Here is an 18,794-nt window from a genome sequence, read left to right on the forward strand (position 1 = left end):
GGCCGACCGTCTGGCGAGGCTGTCGTTGGTGCTCGCGGACGAACTCACCTCGGCGGAGGTACGGGATCGTGCGCGTGCGCTCGCCCGTGAGCTCTTCGGGCACGACGTGGACGTCGGGGAGGTCGAGCCGGAGAATTGGTCGTCCCAGCGGCCACCGTCCACCCGGTCACCGTCGACTCGGCCGCCGTCGACATGATGCCGTACCAAGGACGCACTGCATCGGTTGGCGGAGAGCATGTTTCGTCCGGTGCGTCTCCGACTTTCCTTCCCGATGCAGTCGTCACCGTGTTCCGGAGGCGGAAGACGCGGCACTCGAGCTCGAGGGAAGGAGTGCGGACGCAACGAGTCCGACGAGCCCGATACACGCCAGCACGATCATCGCGGCCGCATACGAACGGTCCGGAGTGGCGAGGCCGACGACGAGTACGGTACCTGCCACGGCAGTGCCCAGGGACGAACCCAGATTGGACACGCAGCGCGACAGACCCGAGATCTCACCCTGCTGTTCCTCCGGGTACGCCGACTGCACGACGTTGACGGAGGGAGTGAGCATCGCACCCAGCCCGACGCCGATGAGTAACAGGCCAGGAGCGAACGCCCATGCGCTGGTCCACGCACGCACCAACAGGAGCAGAACCACGATGCCGGCGAGGGTGACGACGAAGCCGCTCATGATGAGAGCGCGCTGTGAATGCCTGTCGGCCAACCGCTCCGCCAGTAACGAGGCACCGAGGATGCCGGCGGTGGCCGCGGTGAAGATGACGCCGGTCTCGATCGCGTTGTAGCCGCGGACCACTTGCAGGAATGCCGAGACGACGAACGCGACACCCATCAATAGCAGCCACTGGATGTTCTGGGTGACGAGCGCGAGATTCGACGTGCGATTGCGGAACAGGCCAGTCGACAGCAACGGCACTCTGCCGGACCGTTCGAAGCGTCGTACGTGCAGGAAGAACCCCACGATGAGCAGGATTCCGATGCCGATGAGGCCGGCGGACACCGAAAGCGCGTTGTCCGCCTGGAGAATCCCCATGACGACGCAGACGAGACCTGCGGCGGACAGGACGGCACCGATCCCGTCGAAGGGGGTGGTCGGATCCGGGGGAAGGGGATCCTCGAGTCCTCTGCTCAGAACGACGATGGCGGCGACGATCAGTGCCTGGAAGACGAAGGCAGCCCGCCAGTCGATCGCGGTGGTGATCAATCCACCGATCAACGGCCCGGCCGCGGCGCCGATCCCACCCATACCGGTGATCACGCCGAAGGCCCGTGCCCGGGACTTCATGTCGGTGAAGAGCATCGTCGTGAGGATGTAGACGGGTGGGATCAGCAGTGCGGTGCCGATTCCTTCGAAGATCGAGTTGCCCAGGATCAGGATTCCCAGACCCGGTGCTGCCGCACTCAGGAGGGCTCCCACGCCGTACAGGACGAGCCCGGCGACGAAGCATCGCTTGCGGCCCCATCGATCCGTCAGCTTCCCACCCGGAATCATGAACGCCGCCATGACCAGAAGGAACACGGTGATCGCGGTCTGGACACCCTGCACCGTGGTGTCCAGATCGACGCTGATGTCGTTGATCATCACGTTCATGTTCGAACCTGCGAAACTGCAGATGAACTGAGCGAGGGCGAGTGGAAGCAACATTCGCCGGACGGGGGCGGACGGTCTCGCCACCGGATTGTCGGTCATCTCGTACTTCCCGTCGCGAAGGACGTCGCCGAAACTCTGCACGTCATGATCCACCGCGGTGGTGCACAGTGGCGTCGACGAGTCGAAACCGTGACCTTGACCTCGCATCCGAGACCAGAGGAGGATCGAAGGACTCGACTCCTCTTCTCGCGGGGGTACCGCCATGCTTCTCGAGGACTACGGCTTCATCGGTGACCTGCAGACCTCCGCGCTCGTCGGCCGGAACGGTTCGATCGACTGGCTGTGCATGCCCGCCTTCGACTCCGGATCGTGTTTCGCGGCTCTGCTCGGCGGCCCGGAGCACGGACGCTGGCTCGTCGCGCCCGAGGCGGAACCCGTGGCGGTGAACCGCCGCTACGTCGACGGCACCCTGGTGCTCGAGACCGACTTCGAGACCGCGGACGGTGCCGTCCGCCTGATCGACTTCATGCCTCGCCGGGGGTCGGGTCCGCCTCGGTTGGTCCGCATCGTCCAGGGTCTGCGCGGTCGGGTGCCGATGCGGATGCATCTGTCCTTGCGTCCCGACTATGCGGCCGTCACTCCATGGGTCGAGGCGGTGGCCGACGGTGCCGTCGCGACGGCCGGCCCGGATGCCTTCCATCTGTGCACGACGGTGCCGTTGGAGATCCGTGCCGGGACCGTCGAATCCGAGTTCGTCGCCGTGGAGAGCGGCCGATACCGATTCGCTCTGGACCGGTACCCATCCTTCGAACCGGCCCCCGTCGTCGAGGATGCCGAATCCGCGCTTGCACGCACCGTGGAGTGGTGGCGCGAGTGGACCGGTCGGTGCACCTACAAGGGGGCGTATCGCGACGAGGTGATCCGGTCTCTGATCGTCCTCGAGGGGATGACCGACGAGACGACCGGCGCGATCGTGGCGGCCCCGACCACCTCCCTGCCCGAAGCTCTCGGCGGGGTACGCAATTGGGACTACAGATACTGCTGGCTGCGCGACTCGGTGCTGGCACTCGAGGCGCTGCTCGCCGGCGGATACACCGGCGAGGCCCTGGCCTTCCGCGACTTCCTGCTCCGGGTGGGAACGGGTGATCCGGCCGATATCCAGATCATGTACGGGATCAGGGGCGAACGCCGGCTGACCGAGTTCGAGGTGGATCATCTGCCCGGTTACGAAGGGTCGGCACCTGTGCGGGTCGGTAACGCCGCCGCCGAACAGTTCCAACTCGATGTGTACGGCGAAGTCCTCAGCGTGGCGTACAAGGGGGCCGAGGCGCTCGGCAGGATCGAGGCGCGAATGTGGCCCCGATGGCAGGCGGTGATCGAGCACGTCGAGAAGATCTGGCGGGAACCCGACGACGGGATCTGGGAAACACGCGGTCCCCGCCGGGATTTCACACAATCCAAGGTGATGGCCTGGGTCGTCTTCGATCGTGCCGTCCGGCTCGCGGAGGGGTTCGGGCTCGACGCTCCTCTCGAACGGTGGAAGCGGACCCGCGACGAGATCCACGACGAGATCTGCGAACGTGGATACGACCCGGTCCGCGGCACGTTCACGCAGTACTACGGTTCCGCGGAACTCGACGCCAGCGTGCTGCTCATCCCGCTCGTCGGCTTCCTGCCTCCGACCGACGACCGGGTCACCTCCACGATCGACGCGATCCGGAACGAACTCGGTCGCGACGGCTTCGTATCCAGGTATTCCACGACGCACACCGACGACGGGCTTCCGGGGGACGAAGGCCAGTTCCTGGCCTGCTCGTTCTGGCTGGTGAGCGCTCTGGCGCTCAACGGCCGGGTCGACGAGGCCCGCGCATTGTTCGAGAGGTTGCTCGGACTCACCAATGACCTCGGACTGCTCGCCGAAGAGTACGACGTGCCGGCGGGACGGCAGGTCGGCAACTTCCCCCAGGCATTCAGTCACCTCACCCTCGTCGGCGCGGCCTGTGCGATCACTGTCGCCGAACGGGCACAGGCAGTGGATCCGGTCGACGGAGCACCGGCCGTATGACCCGACGTCATCCGAATGTCATGTGTCCGTAGGCTCTTCACACAAATGCGTGCGTGCTGTATGTATCCTGTCGGCACCCACAGCCCGGATACGCCCCCACGATCGTCGGTGTCTGTCCATCGAACGAACTGCATTGGCACGCCGTGAAATCGGTAGAAATCGTACGAATGTCGCCGATTCGGCGTGGACACTTCCCCGGACCCGCCGGGCACGTTTCAATGACAGGTGCAGAGGGGCTGTCGGGAGCGCAGGGGATACGCTTCCGCGTCGCTTGCTCCGTCGGGGACATTCGCGAACGGTGGCAGGGGAACAAGATGGAAAACGGTGTTGTGCTGTGGTTCGACGCCGGTCTGGGTCACGGGTTCATCCGTGACGACGACGGTACGGAGATCCTGGTGCACTACTCACAGATAGATGGGAGCGGCTACCGCTTCCTGACCGGTGGCCAACAGGTCCGTTTCGAGATCGGTTACGGGATCTTCGGTCGACATGCGGTCAACGTGCAGGTGTGCTGACATACGGGACGTTCGGATGGTGGGGTCGGGAGATGGACACACGGGCGAACGAGTGGGCGGAGGAGACCCACCTCGCTGCTGCAGCTCCGACCGAGGAGCAGATGTGGGCCTCGCGGGCCAAGATCTGCAGGCCGCCGACCCGAACGATGAGACGGTCGCGTCGATCGCTGCGCGGTGGGGCTTCTCCTCGCCCGGACGATTCGCGACGCAGTACCGGTCCGTCTACGGCCGGGCGCCTCGTGGGACCCGGTCGGGCAGGCTGTGGTCCGATCGAACTACTGCCGATCCTGTAGAAAACGAATAGACTGCACCGGAAGCGAACGATGCGTTCGCTGTCGACTCTGTCGGCGGGGCGCGAGACTTCCGACGCAGGGGGTCGGATCTGTCGACCTGCCCCGTCGGCCGTGCCTCGAGTACGCACAATCGGTCCCGGTGAGGGCATTTCGGCGTATGCTCAGGACATCGGTGATCGCCTGTCACCCCCTGCGCGGACGATCGCCGGCGCCGGGTGGATCAGAGGTAGGCCACTCGGGCGATGCCGAACCCTGTCGCCCATTTCCCCCTGCTCGGGTGGCAGGGTTTCGGCACGCCGCAGGTCGTTCGGCGCGCGGGCGTCATCACTTCAGCGGTCGGAATCCGGCCCCGTTCCTCGTGATTCGCCGGGATCGTCGTCGCCGTCGTCCACTTCGGGGAGGGACGCGGGGAGTTCGGCTGCATAGGGTGCACGGGGTGGGGCGATCTCGTCGAGGCGTTCGTTGATCGCATGGGTGATCAGATCGTGTTGCACACGGGAGAGGGGAAGCAGGCCGTCGAGATACGCCTCGATCTCCATCTTCCCCACCTCGCCGCCGAGCGCGAAGTGGCGGAGCCACAACTCCTCGACACCGGGTTCGGAAGCGCGGAGCGCAGCGAGGAGTTGCCGGCGATGCTCGCCGTCGGGGAAATAGTTCATCGCCGCGTCAGACCGACTCTCCGAACCTACCTCCTTTCGAAGCTCGGCGTTCCCGGACGTGCAGTCCCGATCGTCGCCCTTCGACACCGCACCCGAACGCGTCCGAATTGGCAGAATTCGAGATATGCCGACCCGGACGATCGATGGTCACCGCATCACCCTGACCAACCTCGACAAGGTGCTGTATCCGAGCACCGGGACGACGAAGGGCGAGGTCGTCGAGTACTACGAAGCCGTCGCCGAGGCGATGCTTCCGCACATCGCCGGCCGGGCCGCGACCCGCAACCGGTGGCCGAACGGTGTCGGCGAACAGTCCTTCTTCGAGAAGAACCTCCCCGACCACGCACCGGCCTGGATCGACCGTCGCACCCTGCACCACAAGGACCGCCGGGTCACCTACCCGCTGTTCGATTCCGCCGCCGGGCTCGTCTGGCTCGGGCAACAGGCCGCCCTCGAACTCCACGTGCACCAGTGGCGTTTCGACGGAGAGAAGGCAGGACCCGCGACCCGCATCGTCTTCGACCTCGACCCGGGGCCCGGCGTGGGCCTGGCCGAGTGCGCGGAGGTCGCCCGCCACGTCCGCGACACGGTCGCCGAACTCGGATGGACGGCCTATCCGGTCACCAGCGGCAGCAAGGGCATCCACCTGTACGTCCCGCTCGATCGGATGCTGTCGTCGTCGGGGGCGTCGAAGGTCGCGAAGCAGGTCGCACGCAATCTCGAGACCATCCTTCCCGACCTGGTGACCGCAACGATGGCGAAGTCGGCGCGCGAGGGCAAGGTCTTCGTCGACTGGAGCCAGAACAACAGTTCCAAGACGACGGTCGCGCCGTACTCGCTGCGCGGTCGCGACGAGCCGTGGGTGGCGGCGCCGCGCAGCTGGGACGAACTCGACGACCCCGACCTCGGGCAACTGCAGTTCCGGGACGTCCTCGCCCGCATCGACGAGTTCGGGGATCTGCTCGCCGGTCTCGACCCGCCCCTCGGCGAGGCCGTATCCGGAGACAAGGCGGTGTCCGGAGACAAGGCCGTGTCCGGCGGTAAGGCCGGGTCCGGCGGTAAGGCCGGGTCGGGAGACGCCCTGGACACCTACCGCGGCAAGCGCGACGCGTCGCGCACCCCGGAGCCGGTACCCGACCGTGTCCCCGAGAACGGTCCCGGCAACAGGTTCGTCATCCAGGAACACCACGCGCGTCGCCTGCACTACGACCTGCGGCTCGAACGCGACGGTGTACTGGCCTCGTGGGCCGTACCGAAGAACCTGCCGGACACCTCGGGGCGCAACAATCTCGCGGTACGGACCGAGGACCACCCGATCGAGTACCTGACCTTCCACGGGACGATCCCGAAGGGCGAATACGGCGCCGGCAGCATGACCGTGTGGGACACCGGCACCTACGAGACCGAGAAGTGGCGGGACGACGAGGTGATCGTGCGGTTCCACGGCGACAGGGTCGAGGGACGGTACGCGCTGATCCGCACCGAGAAGAACCAGTGGCTGGCGCACCGCATGAAGGACCAGTCGTCGCCGAGCACCGAGTCGTCCGATGCCGATCCGGCCTCCCTCGTCGGATCGTCGGGGTCCAAGGCCTTCCCGCGCGATCTCGCGCCCATGCTCGCGACCCCCGGTGACGTCTCGGGTCTCGACGCCGAAGACTGGGCGTTCGAAGGCAAATGGGACGGATACCGCGCCATCGCGGAGATCGAGGACGGCACCGTCAGGCTCCGCAGCCGATCCGGTCGCGGTGTCACCGGCGACTACCGGAAGCTCGTCGAACTCGCGACGATCCTCGACGGTCACCGGGCGGTGCTCGACGGGGAGATCGTCGCCGTCGACCGCTCCGGAGTGACGAGCTTCTCGATGCTGCAGCGCGGCGTGAACTACGAGTACCGCGTGTTCGACGTGCTGTATCTCGACGGGGTGTCACTGCTGCGCAAGACCTACGACGATCGCCGACGCGTCCTCGAGGCGCTCGCCGCTGCGACGGACGGACTGATCGTCCCGGATCTGCTCCCGGGTGACGGTTCGAAGGCCCTCGAACGCAGTAGAGCGAAGAACTGGGAGGGCGTGGTCGCGAAGCGCCGGGACTCCGTGTATCTGCCGGGCAAGCGCGGAGCCGGATGGATCAAGTCGAAGAACTGGCTCACCCAGACCGTCGTGCTCGGCGGATACCGCCGCGGCAAGGGCAACCGTGCCTCGACCTTCGGCTCCCTGCTGCTCGGCGTCTACGACGACGACGGTGAGTTCGTGTACGTCGGCAAGGTCGGCACCGGTTTCGACGACGAGACACTCCTGTCGGTGGCGAAGGCTGTGAAAGGGCACACGAGCCGCACGAACCCGTTCGCGAACGAGGTGCCGGCCGCCGAACGCCGCGATGCGGTGTGGTTGCGGCCCGAACTCGTGGGGGAGGTGCGGTTCGGGGGATGGACGGAAGGAGACCGGGTGCGGCACGCGAGCTGGCGTGGTCTGCGCGACGACATGGACGCGTCGAGCGTGGTGCGAGAAGAGGAAACAGGCACTGACTGCTAACGTTCGTCCGAAGTCGGGTGATCGGGCATTAGGGGAGGCATCAATGGCCGAGGGCTCGCGTGGCGTGGTCCGTCGGATCGGTTTGGTCGAGGATCACGAGTCGGTCGCGCTCGGGTTCGCAGCGATGCTCGCCGATCAACCCGATCTCGAGCTCGTGGGTACCGCCCCCACCGTCTCGGGTCTGCTCGAGCAGGTCACCGACCTCGACCTCGCCGTTCTCGACCTGCGCCTGTCCGACGGATCCTCCCCGAAGAGCAACGTCGAGCAGCTGCGCGCGGCGGGCCTCGAGACCCTGGTCTTCACCGGCGCCGAGAATCCGTATCTGCTGCGTTCGGCCGCCCGCGCCGGTGTGCTCGGGGTGGTGCGGAAATCCGAGCCCGCGGCCGTGGTGATCGAGGCGATCCGCGTGGCCGCCGCGGGAGGGCAGGTCGCCAGCACCGAATGGGCCGCGGCGATCGACGGTGATCCCGAACTCGACGACGTCGGTCTGAGTCCACGGCAGCTCGAAGTGCTCGAACTGTATGCGTCGGGGGAGAAGCTCGACCGGGTCGCCCGGCTGACAGGCCTCGCTCCGCAGACCGTCAACGACTACCTGCAGCGAATCCGCCAGAAGTACGCGGAGGCAGGTCGTCCCGCGCCCACGAAGACGGATCTGTACAAGCGCGCCGTCGAGGACGGATGGCTGCCGATGCCCGAACGGTCGGATGTCCGCCGTCGCTGACGAACCGGCCGGGGACGCCGGGGAGAAGTCGCACGATCGCAGCACCGCAGCCGCCGACCGGCTTCTCCGGATGTTCACGCGATTCGTCGCGATCGGATACCTCTGCTACTTCGCGTTGCTCGTGCCACAGATCCTCGAGGCGTCGGCACTCGTCGCGTGGTGGTGGACCCCCACCGCGACCGTCCTCATGTTCGGCTCCGGAGTCGCGCTCGGCGTCGCGTCGTTCCGCGGCTCGGTATGGATGCAGCGGACCGCAACCGTCAATGCGCTCGCCTACGTCGTGATGGTCGGGTTGTGGTTCGTGGCGTGGAACGGGACACAGATCCCGCAGGACCACTCGTTGTGGTTCACCGCCTTCCCCGGCCTCGCCTCGCTCGCGGCGGCGGTCGCGTGGCGACCCCGGCGGGCGTTCGTCCACATGCTCGTCGCGGTCCTGCTCGCGCAGGGCGCGAACCACCTCGTCCGCGACGCCCCATTCGGATACTTCCTGGCACCCGACCTGGCGTTCGCGTTCGTCTTCTGCACGGTCTTCCTCGCGGCTGCGGTGGTGGGCCTCGGCACCGGCCGCACCCTCGACGAGACCATCGCTGCCACCCAGGCCACGGCGGCCGCCGCGGCCGCAGCGGAGGCACGGAACGCCGAGCGCGCACGGTTCGATGCCCTGGTCCACGACCGCGTGATGTCGACCCTGCTGGCGGCGTCACGCAACGCACCCCGGGAGTCGCTCGTCGAGCAGGCCGAACGAGCGGTCGCCGAACTCGACGAGTTGCGGCGCGGCACCGATCGGGAGTCGGCGCTCGACGCCGCCGCGGTCGTGGCGCGGCTCCGATCGGCGGCGACCGAGGCCGACGAGGACGTCGTCTTCACCGGCCGTGTCGCCCCGGGATCCGGCGACGTTGCGTTCCCACCCGAACCCGCGCGCGCGACCGCCGCTGCCCTCGCCGAGGCGGTACGCAACAGCGTGCGGCACGCGGGTGAGGACGTGTCCCGCACGGTCGAGGTCGACGTGGCACCGAGATGGATCTCCGTGCAGGTCGTGGACGACGGCAGAGGTTTCGAACCCGACGCCGTCGACCCGCACCGGCTCGGTCTCGAAGTGAGCATCCGCGGACGTATGCGCCGACTGTCCGGTGGACGGGCGGTCGTGCAGTCCGCGCCGGGGGCCGGGACCCGGGTGTTGTTGTACTGGCGGGATCCGGCCGTATGAACACTGCGAACTCGACCGTCTCCGATCTGCTGCGGATGCACAGCCGGCCCGCGCGGGCCTTCGCCGTCATGTACGCGGTGACCTGCGTGGTGCTCGCCCTGAACACCGCGCCCCATGCGGAGGTCCGCTGGCCCCTCGCGATCGCCGTGATCGTGTGTGTGGCCGCCGCCTACGCGCTCGTCGCAGTCGAGGGGGACCCACTACCGGTGCGACCCGCACTGGCGATGACGTTCTCGGGAGCGATCGCGTCGGCGTCGGTGCTGTGGGTGGTGTCCGCCGATCCGGCGCCGCACCCCATCGAGTTGTGGCCGTTCGGGATGTCCACGACGATCCTCGTGTTCATGTGCGTGCGGGGACGCACGGGGTTCGCCTGGTGCGGGATGCTCCTCATGCTCGTCGTCGCCGCGCTGTGGTCGCATCTCACGGGCCCCGGGTTCGGCTACGGGCTCGGCCTGACGATCACGAGTGCGGGACCGGTGCTCATGGGCACCGTCTGCGCCTACACGATCCGCCCCCTCGCGCGGTCGATCTACCTGCTGCGCGCCCGGTCGATGCAGCGGATCGCAGCGGAGTCCGCAGCTGCCGCGGCCCTGGAGGAACGCGACGCTCGTCTCGGCAGCCTCGATGCGTCGGCGCGGCCGTTGCTCGAGCGGATCGTCTCGGGCGAACCCCTCGACGAGAACGAACGGATCGAGTGCGGACTCGTCGAGGCACGACTGCGCGACGGTCTGCGTGCGCCCGTACTCCAGGTACCCGAGGTCGACCGGGCCGCCGCTGCGGCCCGCCGGCGCGGCGTCGAGATCGTCATGCTCGACGACCACGCCATGGACTCGGCATCTCCCGAGGTCCGGCGCGCCGTCTACCGGGAGGTGGTGGACGCGCTCGATTCGGTGAGCGAAGGGTCGGTGACCGTGCGTGTGTTGCCGCCGGCCCGCGTGGCGATGGTGACGATGCTCGTGAAGGGCGAGGATGTGCGCCGAATCGAGATCGGGCACGACGGCTGCCGAACCGGTAATTAGTCGACACACCGATGCCCATATTTTCTTGGGCAGAGAAAAATCTGTCTGGGTAGTTGTCGGTTTCAACCGTTACGTTGTACCCACTCGAAACGGAGTTCGTCGGGGGACTCGGTTCGATCCCATGTATTCATCTCGGTAGGGACGCGCTATGACGACGATGCTCGAACACTCCCCGGCACAGAAGCCTGCGCCTCAGAAGCCCGCACTCTCGGCTCGCGAGATCGAGATCCTGCGGGCCTGGCTGCTCTGCGAGTCCAAGTCCGAGGCGGCTGCGAGCCTGTTCGTCACCGCAGCCACGGTCAGCACCCACATCGTCCGCATCCGCGAGAAGTACGCCCGCGTCGGGCGTACAGCGACCACGAAGACGGCACTGCTCGCCCGCGCTCTGCAGGACGGTGTGGTCTCCATCGACGAGCTGTGACCCGTCGGCCTGCCACCACACAGGGTGGACACACGACGGATCCCGTGAGCGCGGCCGACCGGATCCACCGGGTCTTCGGCCGGTTCATCAGCGCGGGCTACGTGTTCTACCTGCTGTTCGTCGTCCCCACAGCGGTGTCGCAGGCCCACCTCACGGCATGGTGGTGGTTGCCGACGGCACTGCTCGCGATCTTCGGCACCGGGATCGCGCTCGGGGTGGCAACCTTCCTGAGCGATGTCCGGTGGGTCGGACGACTCGCAGCCGCCAACGCCGTCGCCTTCCTGGTCGCGGCGGTCCTGTGGTTCCCGGCCTGGACGGGTGAGGTTTCCACGAACACGGCCTGGCAGGCGCTCTTCCCCGGAGTGGCAGGACTGTCCGCGGCGGCAGCGTGGCGGCCGCGGACGGCGCTCGCCTACCTCACGGTGGTGGTGCTCGTCGTGCAGGCCACCAACTACCTGCTGGTGAACACCACGACGGGATACCGATTCGTCCCGGAACTCGCGTTCGCACTCATGTTCTGCGGGGTCTTCGCTGCCGCGGCGATCGTCGCCTTCCGCACGGGCGACGTCCTCGATTCCACCGTCGCGGCCACCGAGCGATCCGTCGTCGCGGCGGCCGCGGCCGCGGCCAGGACGGTCGAACGCGAGCGGTTCGATGCGCTCGTCCACGACCAGGTGATGTCCACCCTGCTCGCCTCGGGTCGCGGCGCATCCGACGGTCCCGTCGCCGCCCAGGCCCGTCGTGCGCTGGAGATGTTCGACTCGCTGCGGCGCGGCGACGACACCGAGAGCAGCTTCGACGCCGACCGGGTGGCGGCCCAGTTCCGCTCGGCGGCCTCCGAAGTGGACGAGGACGTCGAATTCACGACTGCCACGAGCGTCGATGCCGGGCCGCACTACCCGGCCGACGTGATCAGGGCGGTCGCAGCCGCGCTGGCCGAGGCCGTGCGGAACAGCGTTCGCCACGCCGGCCCGGGCACGCAGCGTGCCGTGCACGTCGACCTCGGTTCCGGATCGGTCCGCGTGGTCGTCCGCGACGACGGCCACGGATTCGACCCGGCCCAGGTCGATCCCTACCGGATGGGCATCCGCGCGAGCATCCACGGACGCATGCGCAGCCTGGCCGGAGGCGACTCGCAGATCACCTCCGGTCCCGGAGGCACGACGGTGACGCTGTTCTGGCGCGATCCGGCAGAGCGTCGCGCGCCGTGACCGCCGAACCGACCCGCGACGTGCGCGACCTGCTGGGGATGCGCACCACGGCCGCACGTGTACTCGTGAGCCTCTACGCCCTGGTCTGCCTCGTGCTGGCGGCATTCGGCGCCGAGCACACGTCCGCGAGCTGGCCTCCCGCCCTCGCTGTGCTCGTGTGCACGTTCGCGGCGTTCACCCTCATCACCGTTCCGGGCGACCCGCTGCCGATGCCGGCGACGATCCTGCTCGCCGCCACCGGGACGGTCTCGTCGGCGCTCGTCTTCTCGGTGCTGCCGGTGCCGTCTCCGGGAGGCATCGCGACCTGGCCGCTCGGGATGTCCACCGTCGTCTTCACCTTCATGTGCGTGCGCGGACGCACGCTCGCAGCGTGGATCGGGTTGGCCTGCATGATCGCGACCGCGACCTTCTGGACCTACGTCACGGGACAGGGGATCGGACCCGGCCTGTCGCTGTCGGTCGTCAACGCGGCCCCGGTCCTCATGTCCACCTTCTTCGCCTTCACCCTGCGCCCCCTCGCCGGATCCATCTACCTGCTGCGGGCGATGTCGTTGCAGCGCAGCGCGGAACAGGCGGCCTCGGCGGCAGCGATCGAGGAGCGCGACGCGCAGCTCGACCGGCTCGACTCCCTGGCCCGGCCGCTCCTCGAACGCATCGCGACCGGGGAGCTGCTCGACCCGGGCGAGCGACGCGCCGGCGTGCTGCTCGAAGCGCGTCTGCGGGACGGGCTTCGAGCGCCCGCCCTGCAGGATCCGCAGGTCGTCGAGGCGGCCGACGCCGCGCGCCGGCGAGGTGTGGACGTGGTGATGCTCGACGATCACGGCCTGGACGGGGTGCCCCCGCACGAACAGGCCCGCCTCCGCCGCGCGGTCGCCGACGAACTCGACTCGGTCTCACACGGTTCCGTCACGGTGCGGGTCCTGCCTCCGGGACGCCGGGCGCTCGTGACGATCCTCGTGCGCGGGGACTCCGTGCGCCGCATCGAGCTGGGCAACGCGTCGCAGGGCTAGAGTCACACCTCGTGACCGTGCTGAAGTCGTTGCTGCTGTTCGCCGTTGCCGCCCTGTTCGAGATCGGTGGCGCGTGGCTGGTGTGGCAGGGCGTGCGCGAACACCGCGGCTGGATCTGGATGGGGTTGGGCGTGATCGCTCTCGGCGCTTACGGTTTCGTCGCCACACTCCAGCCCGACGCGAACTTCGGTCGCATCCTCGCGGCGTACGGCGGTGTGTTCGTGGCGGGTTCCCTGGTGTGGGGCATGGTGATGGACGGCTTCCGGCCGGACCGATGGGATGTCGCGGGCACGCTCGTGTGCCTCGCCGGCGTCGCCATCATCATGTATTCGCCCAGGTGACGCTGCATCCGGCCTCACCTCGGTGAGGAGGCATCCGGCACAGAGGTGGCCGGATGCCTCGCCCGAACGTCACGGCACCACGACGCTGCCGACTGCGGGGGTCGAGTTGCACAGCGGTCCACTGCCGAGATTCACCGAACCGAAGACCGTCGCCACGACCTCACCCGGCCCGGTGTCGACCAGCGTCGACAGGTTCGGGTACGCACCGCCGAGATCGACGATGCCGGCACGGCCGTTGTTGCGGTTGAGCCATGCGACGCTGACCTGTCCCGCCGCCGGGACCGGCCACAGGGCTTCCCGCGTGGAGAACAGGACGTGACCGCCGGGGACGCCCTCGTCCGGTCCGGGTTGCGCCGTGACCGAGGTGAACGACGCCAGGCTGCCCTGGTTGATGCAGCCGATGGTGATCGCCGTGCCCAAGGGCTGAGGGGGTGCAGCGGTGGCCACACCGGTGAATGCGATTGCGGCGGCGACGGGTGCCGCCAGGGCGAGAACTCGACGTGGGATTCGCAGTGCAGGCATGGTGCTGCTCCTCGGAAAGGGAAGGTCACGTCCGGGAGCCGACCGCAGCGAGGAATACCGCGGCGCGTCCCGCGCACCGATGACGTGCGTGAGTCTATCGAGACACCGAAGACCCAGGAGCGGTTTCGGTCTCGATCCGATACAGCTCGGAAGCATTGCGGCGCAGTACCGCGTCGGCGAGTTCGTCGCCGAGCACGTCCTCGACGAGGGTGATGTCGCTGTCCCGGAACGGTCGCGGTGCGCGGGTCGACGGCAGGTCGGTGCCGAACACGAGTGCACCGGGATTCACATCGGCAACGGCGCGAAGCGCGTCGGCCACCGGGAGATCGACGCGCCCGAACCCTGTTGCCTTCACGTGGATACCGCTCTCCACCAGCCGCAACAGTGACGGCAGGCCCTCCTGGGACAGGCCCAGGTGGTCGACGGAGACGGCGGGCAGTGCCGCGATCGTGGTGTGCAGCTCGGCCAGATCGCGCGAATCGATGTACAACTCGGCGTGCCAGCCGACGAGATCGTGGACCCGCCGGGCGAGCCGGTCGAGGTCGGACAGCGTGGCCGATCCGCCACGGCGGACGTTGAATCGCACGGCCCGCACTCCCGCCGCGTCGAGCCGGGTGATCTCGTCGTCCGAGGCGGTGGCCGGAAGTTGTACGACGCCGACGAAAGTGGGCCCGAGCCGGTCGAGCGCGTCGAGGAGATAGCCGTGGTCGAACGCCTGGAACGACCCCGACACCACCGCGCCTCCGGTGACACCCAGATGCGCGACCCGCGCGAGATAGTCGTCGACGGTGAACGGTTCGGGCAGATAGCCGTCGTTCTCGACGAGGGGGAAACGCGGATCGATGATGTGCAGGTGGGCGTCGAACATCTCCCCACGATAGGAAGCCCGGTCCGGGCGGAACAGGGTTCGGATCAGCGGGAGTTCACTCGCGGCGGCGATGCGCGGTGTGACGGCGGAGGAGGGATTCGGCCAGTTCCGCCACGAGGTCCCGTGCCTCGGGTGGCTCGACGATCTCGATGTGCTCGCCGAACTGCAGCAGTTGCCGCACACCGTCGATCGAGTCGTAGGCCACCGTGATCCGCGAGACGTCCGGTCGCGGCCCCGCGCTGCTCCCGCGCAGGCGGGCACCGAGGATGCGCCGGGCGAGATCGAGGCGGTTCGCCGCGAGATCGGCGGTGACGACGACGTCCTCGCGTCGTTCGAGCGCGTCGCCCAGTTCGCGTGCCAGGGCGGGCAGGGTCCGGCCGGGGGACAGGTGTCGAGGCCGGTCGAGCACTGTCCACGCACTCAGGCGGGTCAGCGCGAACAGTCGTGGTCGCCCCTCGTCGTCCGCCACGAGATACCAACGGCCCGCGCGGCAGAGCACACCGTAGGGATCGACGACGATCTCGCGTTCGTCGCGGTGCCCGCTCGACCGGTACGTGATGGCGAGTTGCCGGCCGCGCCGCAGGTCGCGGGTGAGGGCAGCGACGTCGGCCCGGTCCTCGGTGGCGAACCATCCCCGGTTGTCGACGGTGACCACCTCGGTCAGCGGCAGCAGGTCGTACTCGCGTGCGGTGGAGGGCGTGCGCCGGGCACGTGCGGTGAGCTTGTGGACGGCGTCCCTCGCGGCGGCGTCGACACCGAGTTGCCGGGCCCGGCCCATGTCGACCCCCAGGGCGCGCAGGACGTCCACCTCGGACGCGTTGAGCCGGTTCAGGTCGGTCTGCCGGCCGGGGAGCATCACGATGCCGCCGTACCTGCCGCGTTCGGCGACCACCGGAAGATCCGCGGCAGCAAGCGTTTCCACATCGCGCAGCACGGTGCGCTCGGAGACGCCGAACTCCTCCGCGAGTTCGGCGGCCGTGACCCGTCTGCGGGCCTGCAGGACGACCAGCATGCTCAGCAACCGCTGCGGCCGGTTCATCGACTGTCCGATCTCCTTCCGAAAACACGACAGGAACTGTCGGGTTTCGGTGTCACGGTAGTCCTCGAAGCCTTCACCGCCTACCGGAAGGAGATGTCGATGACCGTGTCGTCGCCCAATCTGTTCCTGATCTACGTGACCGACGTCGACCGCGCGACCCGCTTCTACAGCGAGCTGTTCGGCATGACCCCGCAGCTGACGACCCCGCGCTACGTGTCCTTCGAAGTGACGCCGGGAGTGCTGTTCGCACTGTGGTCGGGTCACGCGGAGACGGTGGATACGAACGCGCCGCGGTTCTCGGAGGTGGGCCTGATGGTGCCGGGATCGGCCGCCGCAGTCGATGCGATCCACGACGAGTGGGTAGGAAAGGGGGCGACGGTCGTGGAGGCGCCACACGACGAGGTGTTCGGGCGGACGTTCGTGGTGTCGGACCCGGACGGGAACCTCATCCGCGTCTCCCCGCTGGACTGAGCCTCCTCTCGACCGACCGGCCTACGACGCCTCGCGCATCGTGAGCCCACCGAGTTCGACCGTGTACGTCTGCGACGCCTCGTCCCACCACACGGAGTAGGTGGTGGGGTAGAGGCCCTCGCGCTGGTACGCCTCGGGCAGACGGAGTTCCTCGTGGTGCGCGGGCCGCGTCGCGAGCCACTCGCGGCTCAGCATGGGTTCGATGAACGCCTGCCGTCCGTCCCACGTGCCGTAGAGCACGGTCTCGGTGAGGTGGTGTCCCGCCGCCGGATCGTGCTCCGCCTCGGTGGTGTCCACCCAGTGCAGTCCCATGCCCGCGACGGTCGACGTCAGCGGATCCCCGGACGGTGCGTACCCCTCCGGTATGTAACGCGGGTCGGGCACGCGGGCCGCGGCCGGGATGTAGCCGGGGGCGAAGGGATGGATCGACTCCACCGTGGGCCGATCCAGGAGATAGAAGTGGACGTCGAAGTGCGGGACGTCGAAGCCGTGCTGGGGATCGTGGCCGTGCGAGTTCCAGTCGACCGTGACGTGGTCGAACGCGGTGGCGGCCGCCTCCTCGGGCAACTCGAGCACGTAGGCCTCGGTGACCGGCATCAGGGCACCGGGTAGGTCGTCGAGGGCGGCCGCATCGAGTCGCACCCCGATGGTGGCCGGCGTGCCCTCCTCGTCGACGGTGACGTACGTGCGGGCGTTGCCCGCCCCGACGGGATGAGCGGGTCCTTCGACGAGGCCCGAGACGCCCCCGGCGACCGCGGGGGCGGGAGGGACGAACAATCCGAGGACCGCCGCCGAGACGATCACGGCGAGATGTCGGGCACGAGGCCGAATGTCCATGTGAGGTCCTCGATTTCCGTCGTCGTCGAGCGGCATCGTTGTGGATGCTAACTGTCGCGCGGACGGTGGATGGCCGACTAGATCGAACCGTGATGCGTGGGCGGGAAGATGCCCGTGATGTTCGAGGAAGTGGGTCCGCCAGTGCTCGCGGATGCGGCGGAACCCGATCTGTGCCCCCGGCAGGATTCGAACCTGCGACACCCGCTTTAGGAGAGCGGTGCTCTATCCCCTGAGCTACGGAGGCGTCCGGCCGGGCGGAGCCGACCTTGGCGCGTTGTGAGTGTAGCCGCCGGACGCGTGCCGTAACCAAGCGCCCGCTCTCGAGGCTCTCGAGGCCGGGCGTACGACCTGCAGGTTCCCGCCGATTGAGATCAAGGAAAGGTAACACTGGCCTTTCCCTATACCGTTTTGTTACCTTGGGTCGCCAGGAGCGGCCGGGGGATACCCGGTCGAAGTCGGGACGAAACAAGGGACACACTGTGGGACGCCATCAGCGCACACGCGAAGACGAAGCATTCGACCTCGAGACGATTCGCGTGCCGTCCTCCGGCAAGGGCCGTCACCGCGTAGAGCCCACCGGTACGTCCGCTCCGGTCAAGGCCGCCACCGTCGCCGCTGCCACGGGTGCCTTCTTTGCCGTCGGCTCGCAGATCGGCGCCGGCACCGCTGCCGCGCATCCCGGCCACGACCACGTCCAGGCCGAGGCCCCCGCGCCCAGCCTGCCCTTCGAGCTTCCCGCGGGCCTGCTGCCCGAGGGTGTCGAGATCCCGGCCATCCCCGGCATCACCACCCCGGCCGAGCAGGGCGCGCCCGAGCTGCCCGCCGAGGTCACGAACTTCCTCGACCAGTTCTCCGGTCCCAGCTGGCTCGACCAGCTGAACCCCGCTGCTCCTTCTGCTGTGCAGCCCGTCTCCGGCACCCTCACCTCCGACTGGGGTCCGCGCTGGGGCGCACACCACGGCGGCATCGACATCGCCGCTCCGCTCGGCACGCCCATCAAGTCCGCGGCCAACGGCACGGTCCTCGACGCCGGACCGGCTTCCGGTTTCGGTCAGTGGGTCCGCGTCCTGAACGACGACGGCACCACCGCCGTCTACGGCCACGTGAGCACCTACCAGGTCTCGGCCGGTCAGCGTGTCAACGCCGGCCAGCAGATCGCCACCGTCGGCAACGAGGGCTGGTCCACCGGACCGCACCTGCACTTCGAGGTCTGGGACACCGAAGGCACCAAGATCAACCCCAACGCGTGGCTGAGCGATCGCGGCGTCGTCACCGACTGGGGCGGCTACCGCGCCGTCTGATCCCACCCGCGGTATCGGATCCCACCCGACGGCACGCCGTCGATCCCACCGCAGTGTTCGATCCCACCCGACGGCACGCCGTCGATCCCACCGCAGTGTTCGATCCCACCCGACGGCACGCCGTCGATCCCACCCGCAGCGTGAGCGCGCGCTAGGCTTGGCTCGACAGACCG

The 18,794-nt window shown here is 68.3% G+C and carries 18 protein-coding genes and 1 tRNA gene; 12 read left to right on the forward strand and 7 right to left on the reverse strand.

Annotation, left to right across the window (positions count from 1 at the left end):
* Positions 1-280: 280 nt before the first annotated feature.
* Positions 281-1,798 carry an MFS transporter gene (locus tag AC0LPE_RS04745; protein ID WP_490605701.1) on the reverse strand — a complete coding sequence of 506 codons (1,518 nt, stop codon included), beginning with the start codon at positions 1,796-1,798 and terminating at the stop codon, positions 281-283.
* Positions 1,799-1,853: 55 nt separating this feature from the next.
* On the opposite strand from AC0LPE_RS04745, the gene AC0LPE_RS04750 reads away from it, so the two are divergent.
* Both AC0LPE_RS04750 and AC0LPE_RS04755 read left to right on the forward strand, forming a co-directional pair.
* A complete protein-coding gene (locus AC0LPE_RS04750) occupies positions 1,854-3,656 on the forward strand; it encodes a glycoside hydrolase family 15 protein (RefSeq protein ID WP_490605702.1) in 1,803 nt (600 codons plus the stop codon).
* Positions 3,657-3,970: 314 nt separating this feature from the next.
* Entirely contained in the window at positions 3,971-4,171 is a 201-nt protein-coding gene (locus AC0LPE_RS04755) for a cold-shock protein (protein ID WP_490606309.1), read from the forward strand.
* 622 nt (positions 4,172-4,793) lie between these two features.
* Here the strand turns inward: AC0LPE_RS04755 and AC0LPE_RS04760 are convergent.
* Entirely contained in the window at positions 4,794-5,123 is a 330-nt protein-coding gene (locus tag AC0LPE_RS04760; RefSeq protein WP_033096756.1) for a hypothetical protein, read from the reverse strand.
* Between the two features lie 124 nt (positions 5,124-5,247).
* Between AC0LPE_RS04760 and AC0LPE_RS04765 the strand changes: the two genes are divergently transcribed.
* The 8 genes from AC0LPE_RS04765 (at position 5,248) to AC0LPE_RS04800 (ending at position 13,583) form a co-directional block, all read left to right on the forward strand.
* On the forward strand, positions 5,248-7,653 hold the full coding sequence (locus AC0LPE_RS04765; RefSeq protein WP_490605703.1) for an ATP-dependent DNA ligase: 2,406 nt from the start codon (positions 5,248-5,250) through the stop codon (positions 7,651-7,653).
* A gap of 43 nt (positions 7,654-7,696) precedes the next feature.
* A complete protein-coding gene (locus tag AC0LPE_RS04770) occupies positions 7,697-8,374 on the forward strand; it encodes a response regulator transcription factor (RefSeq protein ID WP_085469313.1) in 678 nt (225 codons plus the stop codon).
* Positions 8,358-9,581 carry a sensor histidine kinase gene (locus AC0LPE_RS04775; RefSeq protein ID WP_237451066.1) on the forward strand — a complete coding sequence of 408 codons (1,224 nt, stop codon included), beginning with the start codon at positions 8,358-8,360 and terminating at the stop codon, positions 9,579-9,581. Before AC0LPE_RS04770 ends, AC0LPE_RS04775 begins: the two co-directional genes overlap by 17 nt.
* Entirely contained in the window at positions 9,578-10,600 is a 1,023-nt protein-coding gene (locus tag AC0LPE_RS04780; RefSeq protein WP_490605704.1) for a DUF8320 family protein, read from the forward strand. The genes AC0LPE_RS04775 and AC0LPE_RS04780 overlap by 4 nt, the downstream gene beginning before the upstream one ends.
* Positions 10,601-10,748: 148 nt before the next feature.
* Entirely contained in the window at positions 10,749-11,021 is a 273-nt protein-coding gene (locus tag AC0LPE_RS04785; RefSeq protein ID WP_016692216.1) for a LuxR C-terminal-related transcriptional regulator, read from the forward strand.
* A 44-nt stretch (positions 11,022-11,065) separates the two neighbouring features.
* The gene (locus AC0LPE_RS04790) at positions 11,066-12,232 is read left to right on the forward strand and encodes an ATP-binding protein (RefSeq protein ID WP_490605705.1); all 1,167 of its coding nucleotides are present in this window, start codon (positions 11,066-11,068) and stop codon (positions 12,230-12,232) included.
* Positions 12,229-13,242, forward strand: a complete 1,014-nt coding sequence (locus tag AC0LPE_RS04795) for a DUF8320 family protein (RefSeq protein ID WP_490605706.1) — start codon at positions 12,229-12,231, stop codon at positions 13,240-13,242. Before AC0LPE_RS04790 ends, AC0LPE_RS04795 begins: the two co-directional genes overlap by 4 nt.
* An 11-nt stretch (positions 13,243-13,253) precedes the next feature.
* A complete protein-coding gene (locus tag AC0LPE_RS04800; protein WP_229567343.1) occupies positions 13,254-13,583 on the forward strand; it encodes a YnfA family protein in 330 nt (109 codons plus the stop codon).
* Between the two features lie 69 nt (positions 13,584-13,652).
* On the opposite strand, the gene AC0LPE_RS04805 is transcribed toward AC0LPE_RS04800, so the two are convergent.
* The 3 genes from AC0LPE_RS04805 to AC0LPE_RS04815 form a co-directional block, all read right to left on the reverse strand.
* Complete coding sequence (locus AC0LPE_RS04805; RefSeq protein ID WP_016692212.1) at positions 13,653-14,105, reverse strand: hypothetical protein; 453 nt, start codon at positions 14,103-14,105, stop codon at positions 13,653-13,655.
* A 94-nt stretch (positions 14,106-14,199) separates the two neighbouring features.
* A complete protein-coding gene (locus tag AC0LPE_RS04810; protein ID WP_490605707.1) occupies positions 14,200-14,973 on the reverse strand; it encodes an amidohydrolase family protein in 774 nt (257 codons plus the stop codon).
* A 55-nt stretch (positions 14,974-15,028) separates the two neighbouring features.
* Entirely contained in the window at positions 15,029-16,012 is a 984-nt protein-coding gene (locus AC0LPE_RS04815) for a helix-turn-helix transcriptional regulator (protein WP_490605708.1), read from the reverse strand.
* Positions 16,013-16,111: 99 nt separating this feature from the next.
* Between AC0LPE_RS04815 and AC0LPE_RS04820 the strand changes: the two genes are divergently transcribed.
* Positions 16,112-16,483, forward strand: a complete 372-nt coding sequence (locus AC0LPE_RS04820; RefSeq protein WP_229567350.1) for a VOC family protein — start codon at positions 16,112-16,114, stop codon at positions 16,481-16,483.
* A gap of 21 nt (positions 16,484-16,504) precedes the next feature.
* Here the strand turns inward: AC0LPE_RS04820 and AC0LPE_RS04825 are convergent, their stop codons facing one another.
* Positions 16,505-17,320 (reverse strand): DUF5602 domain-containing protein, encoded by an 816-nt coding sequence (locus tag AC0LPE_RS04825; RefSeq protein WP_490605709.1) that lies wholly within the window; start codon positions 17,318-17,320, stop codon positions 16,505-16,507.
* 171 nt (positions 17,321-17,491) lie between these two features.
* Positions 17,492-17,564, reverse strand: a tRNA-Arg gene (locus tag AC0LPE_RS04830).
* A 235-nt stretch (positions 17,565-17,799) separates the two neighbouring features.
* Here AC0LPE_RS04830 and AC0LPE_RS04835 point away from each other — a divergent pair.
* Complete coding sequence (locus AC0LPE_RS04835; RefSeq protein ID WP_160873835.1) at positions 17,800-18,621, forward strand: M23 family metallopeptidase; 822 nt, start codon at positions 17,800-17,802, stop codon at positions 18,619-18,621.
* Positions 18,622-18,794: the final 173 nt, after the last annotated feature.

It is taken from the genome of Rhodococcus sp. S3 (assembly GCF_058211795.1).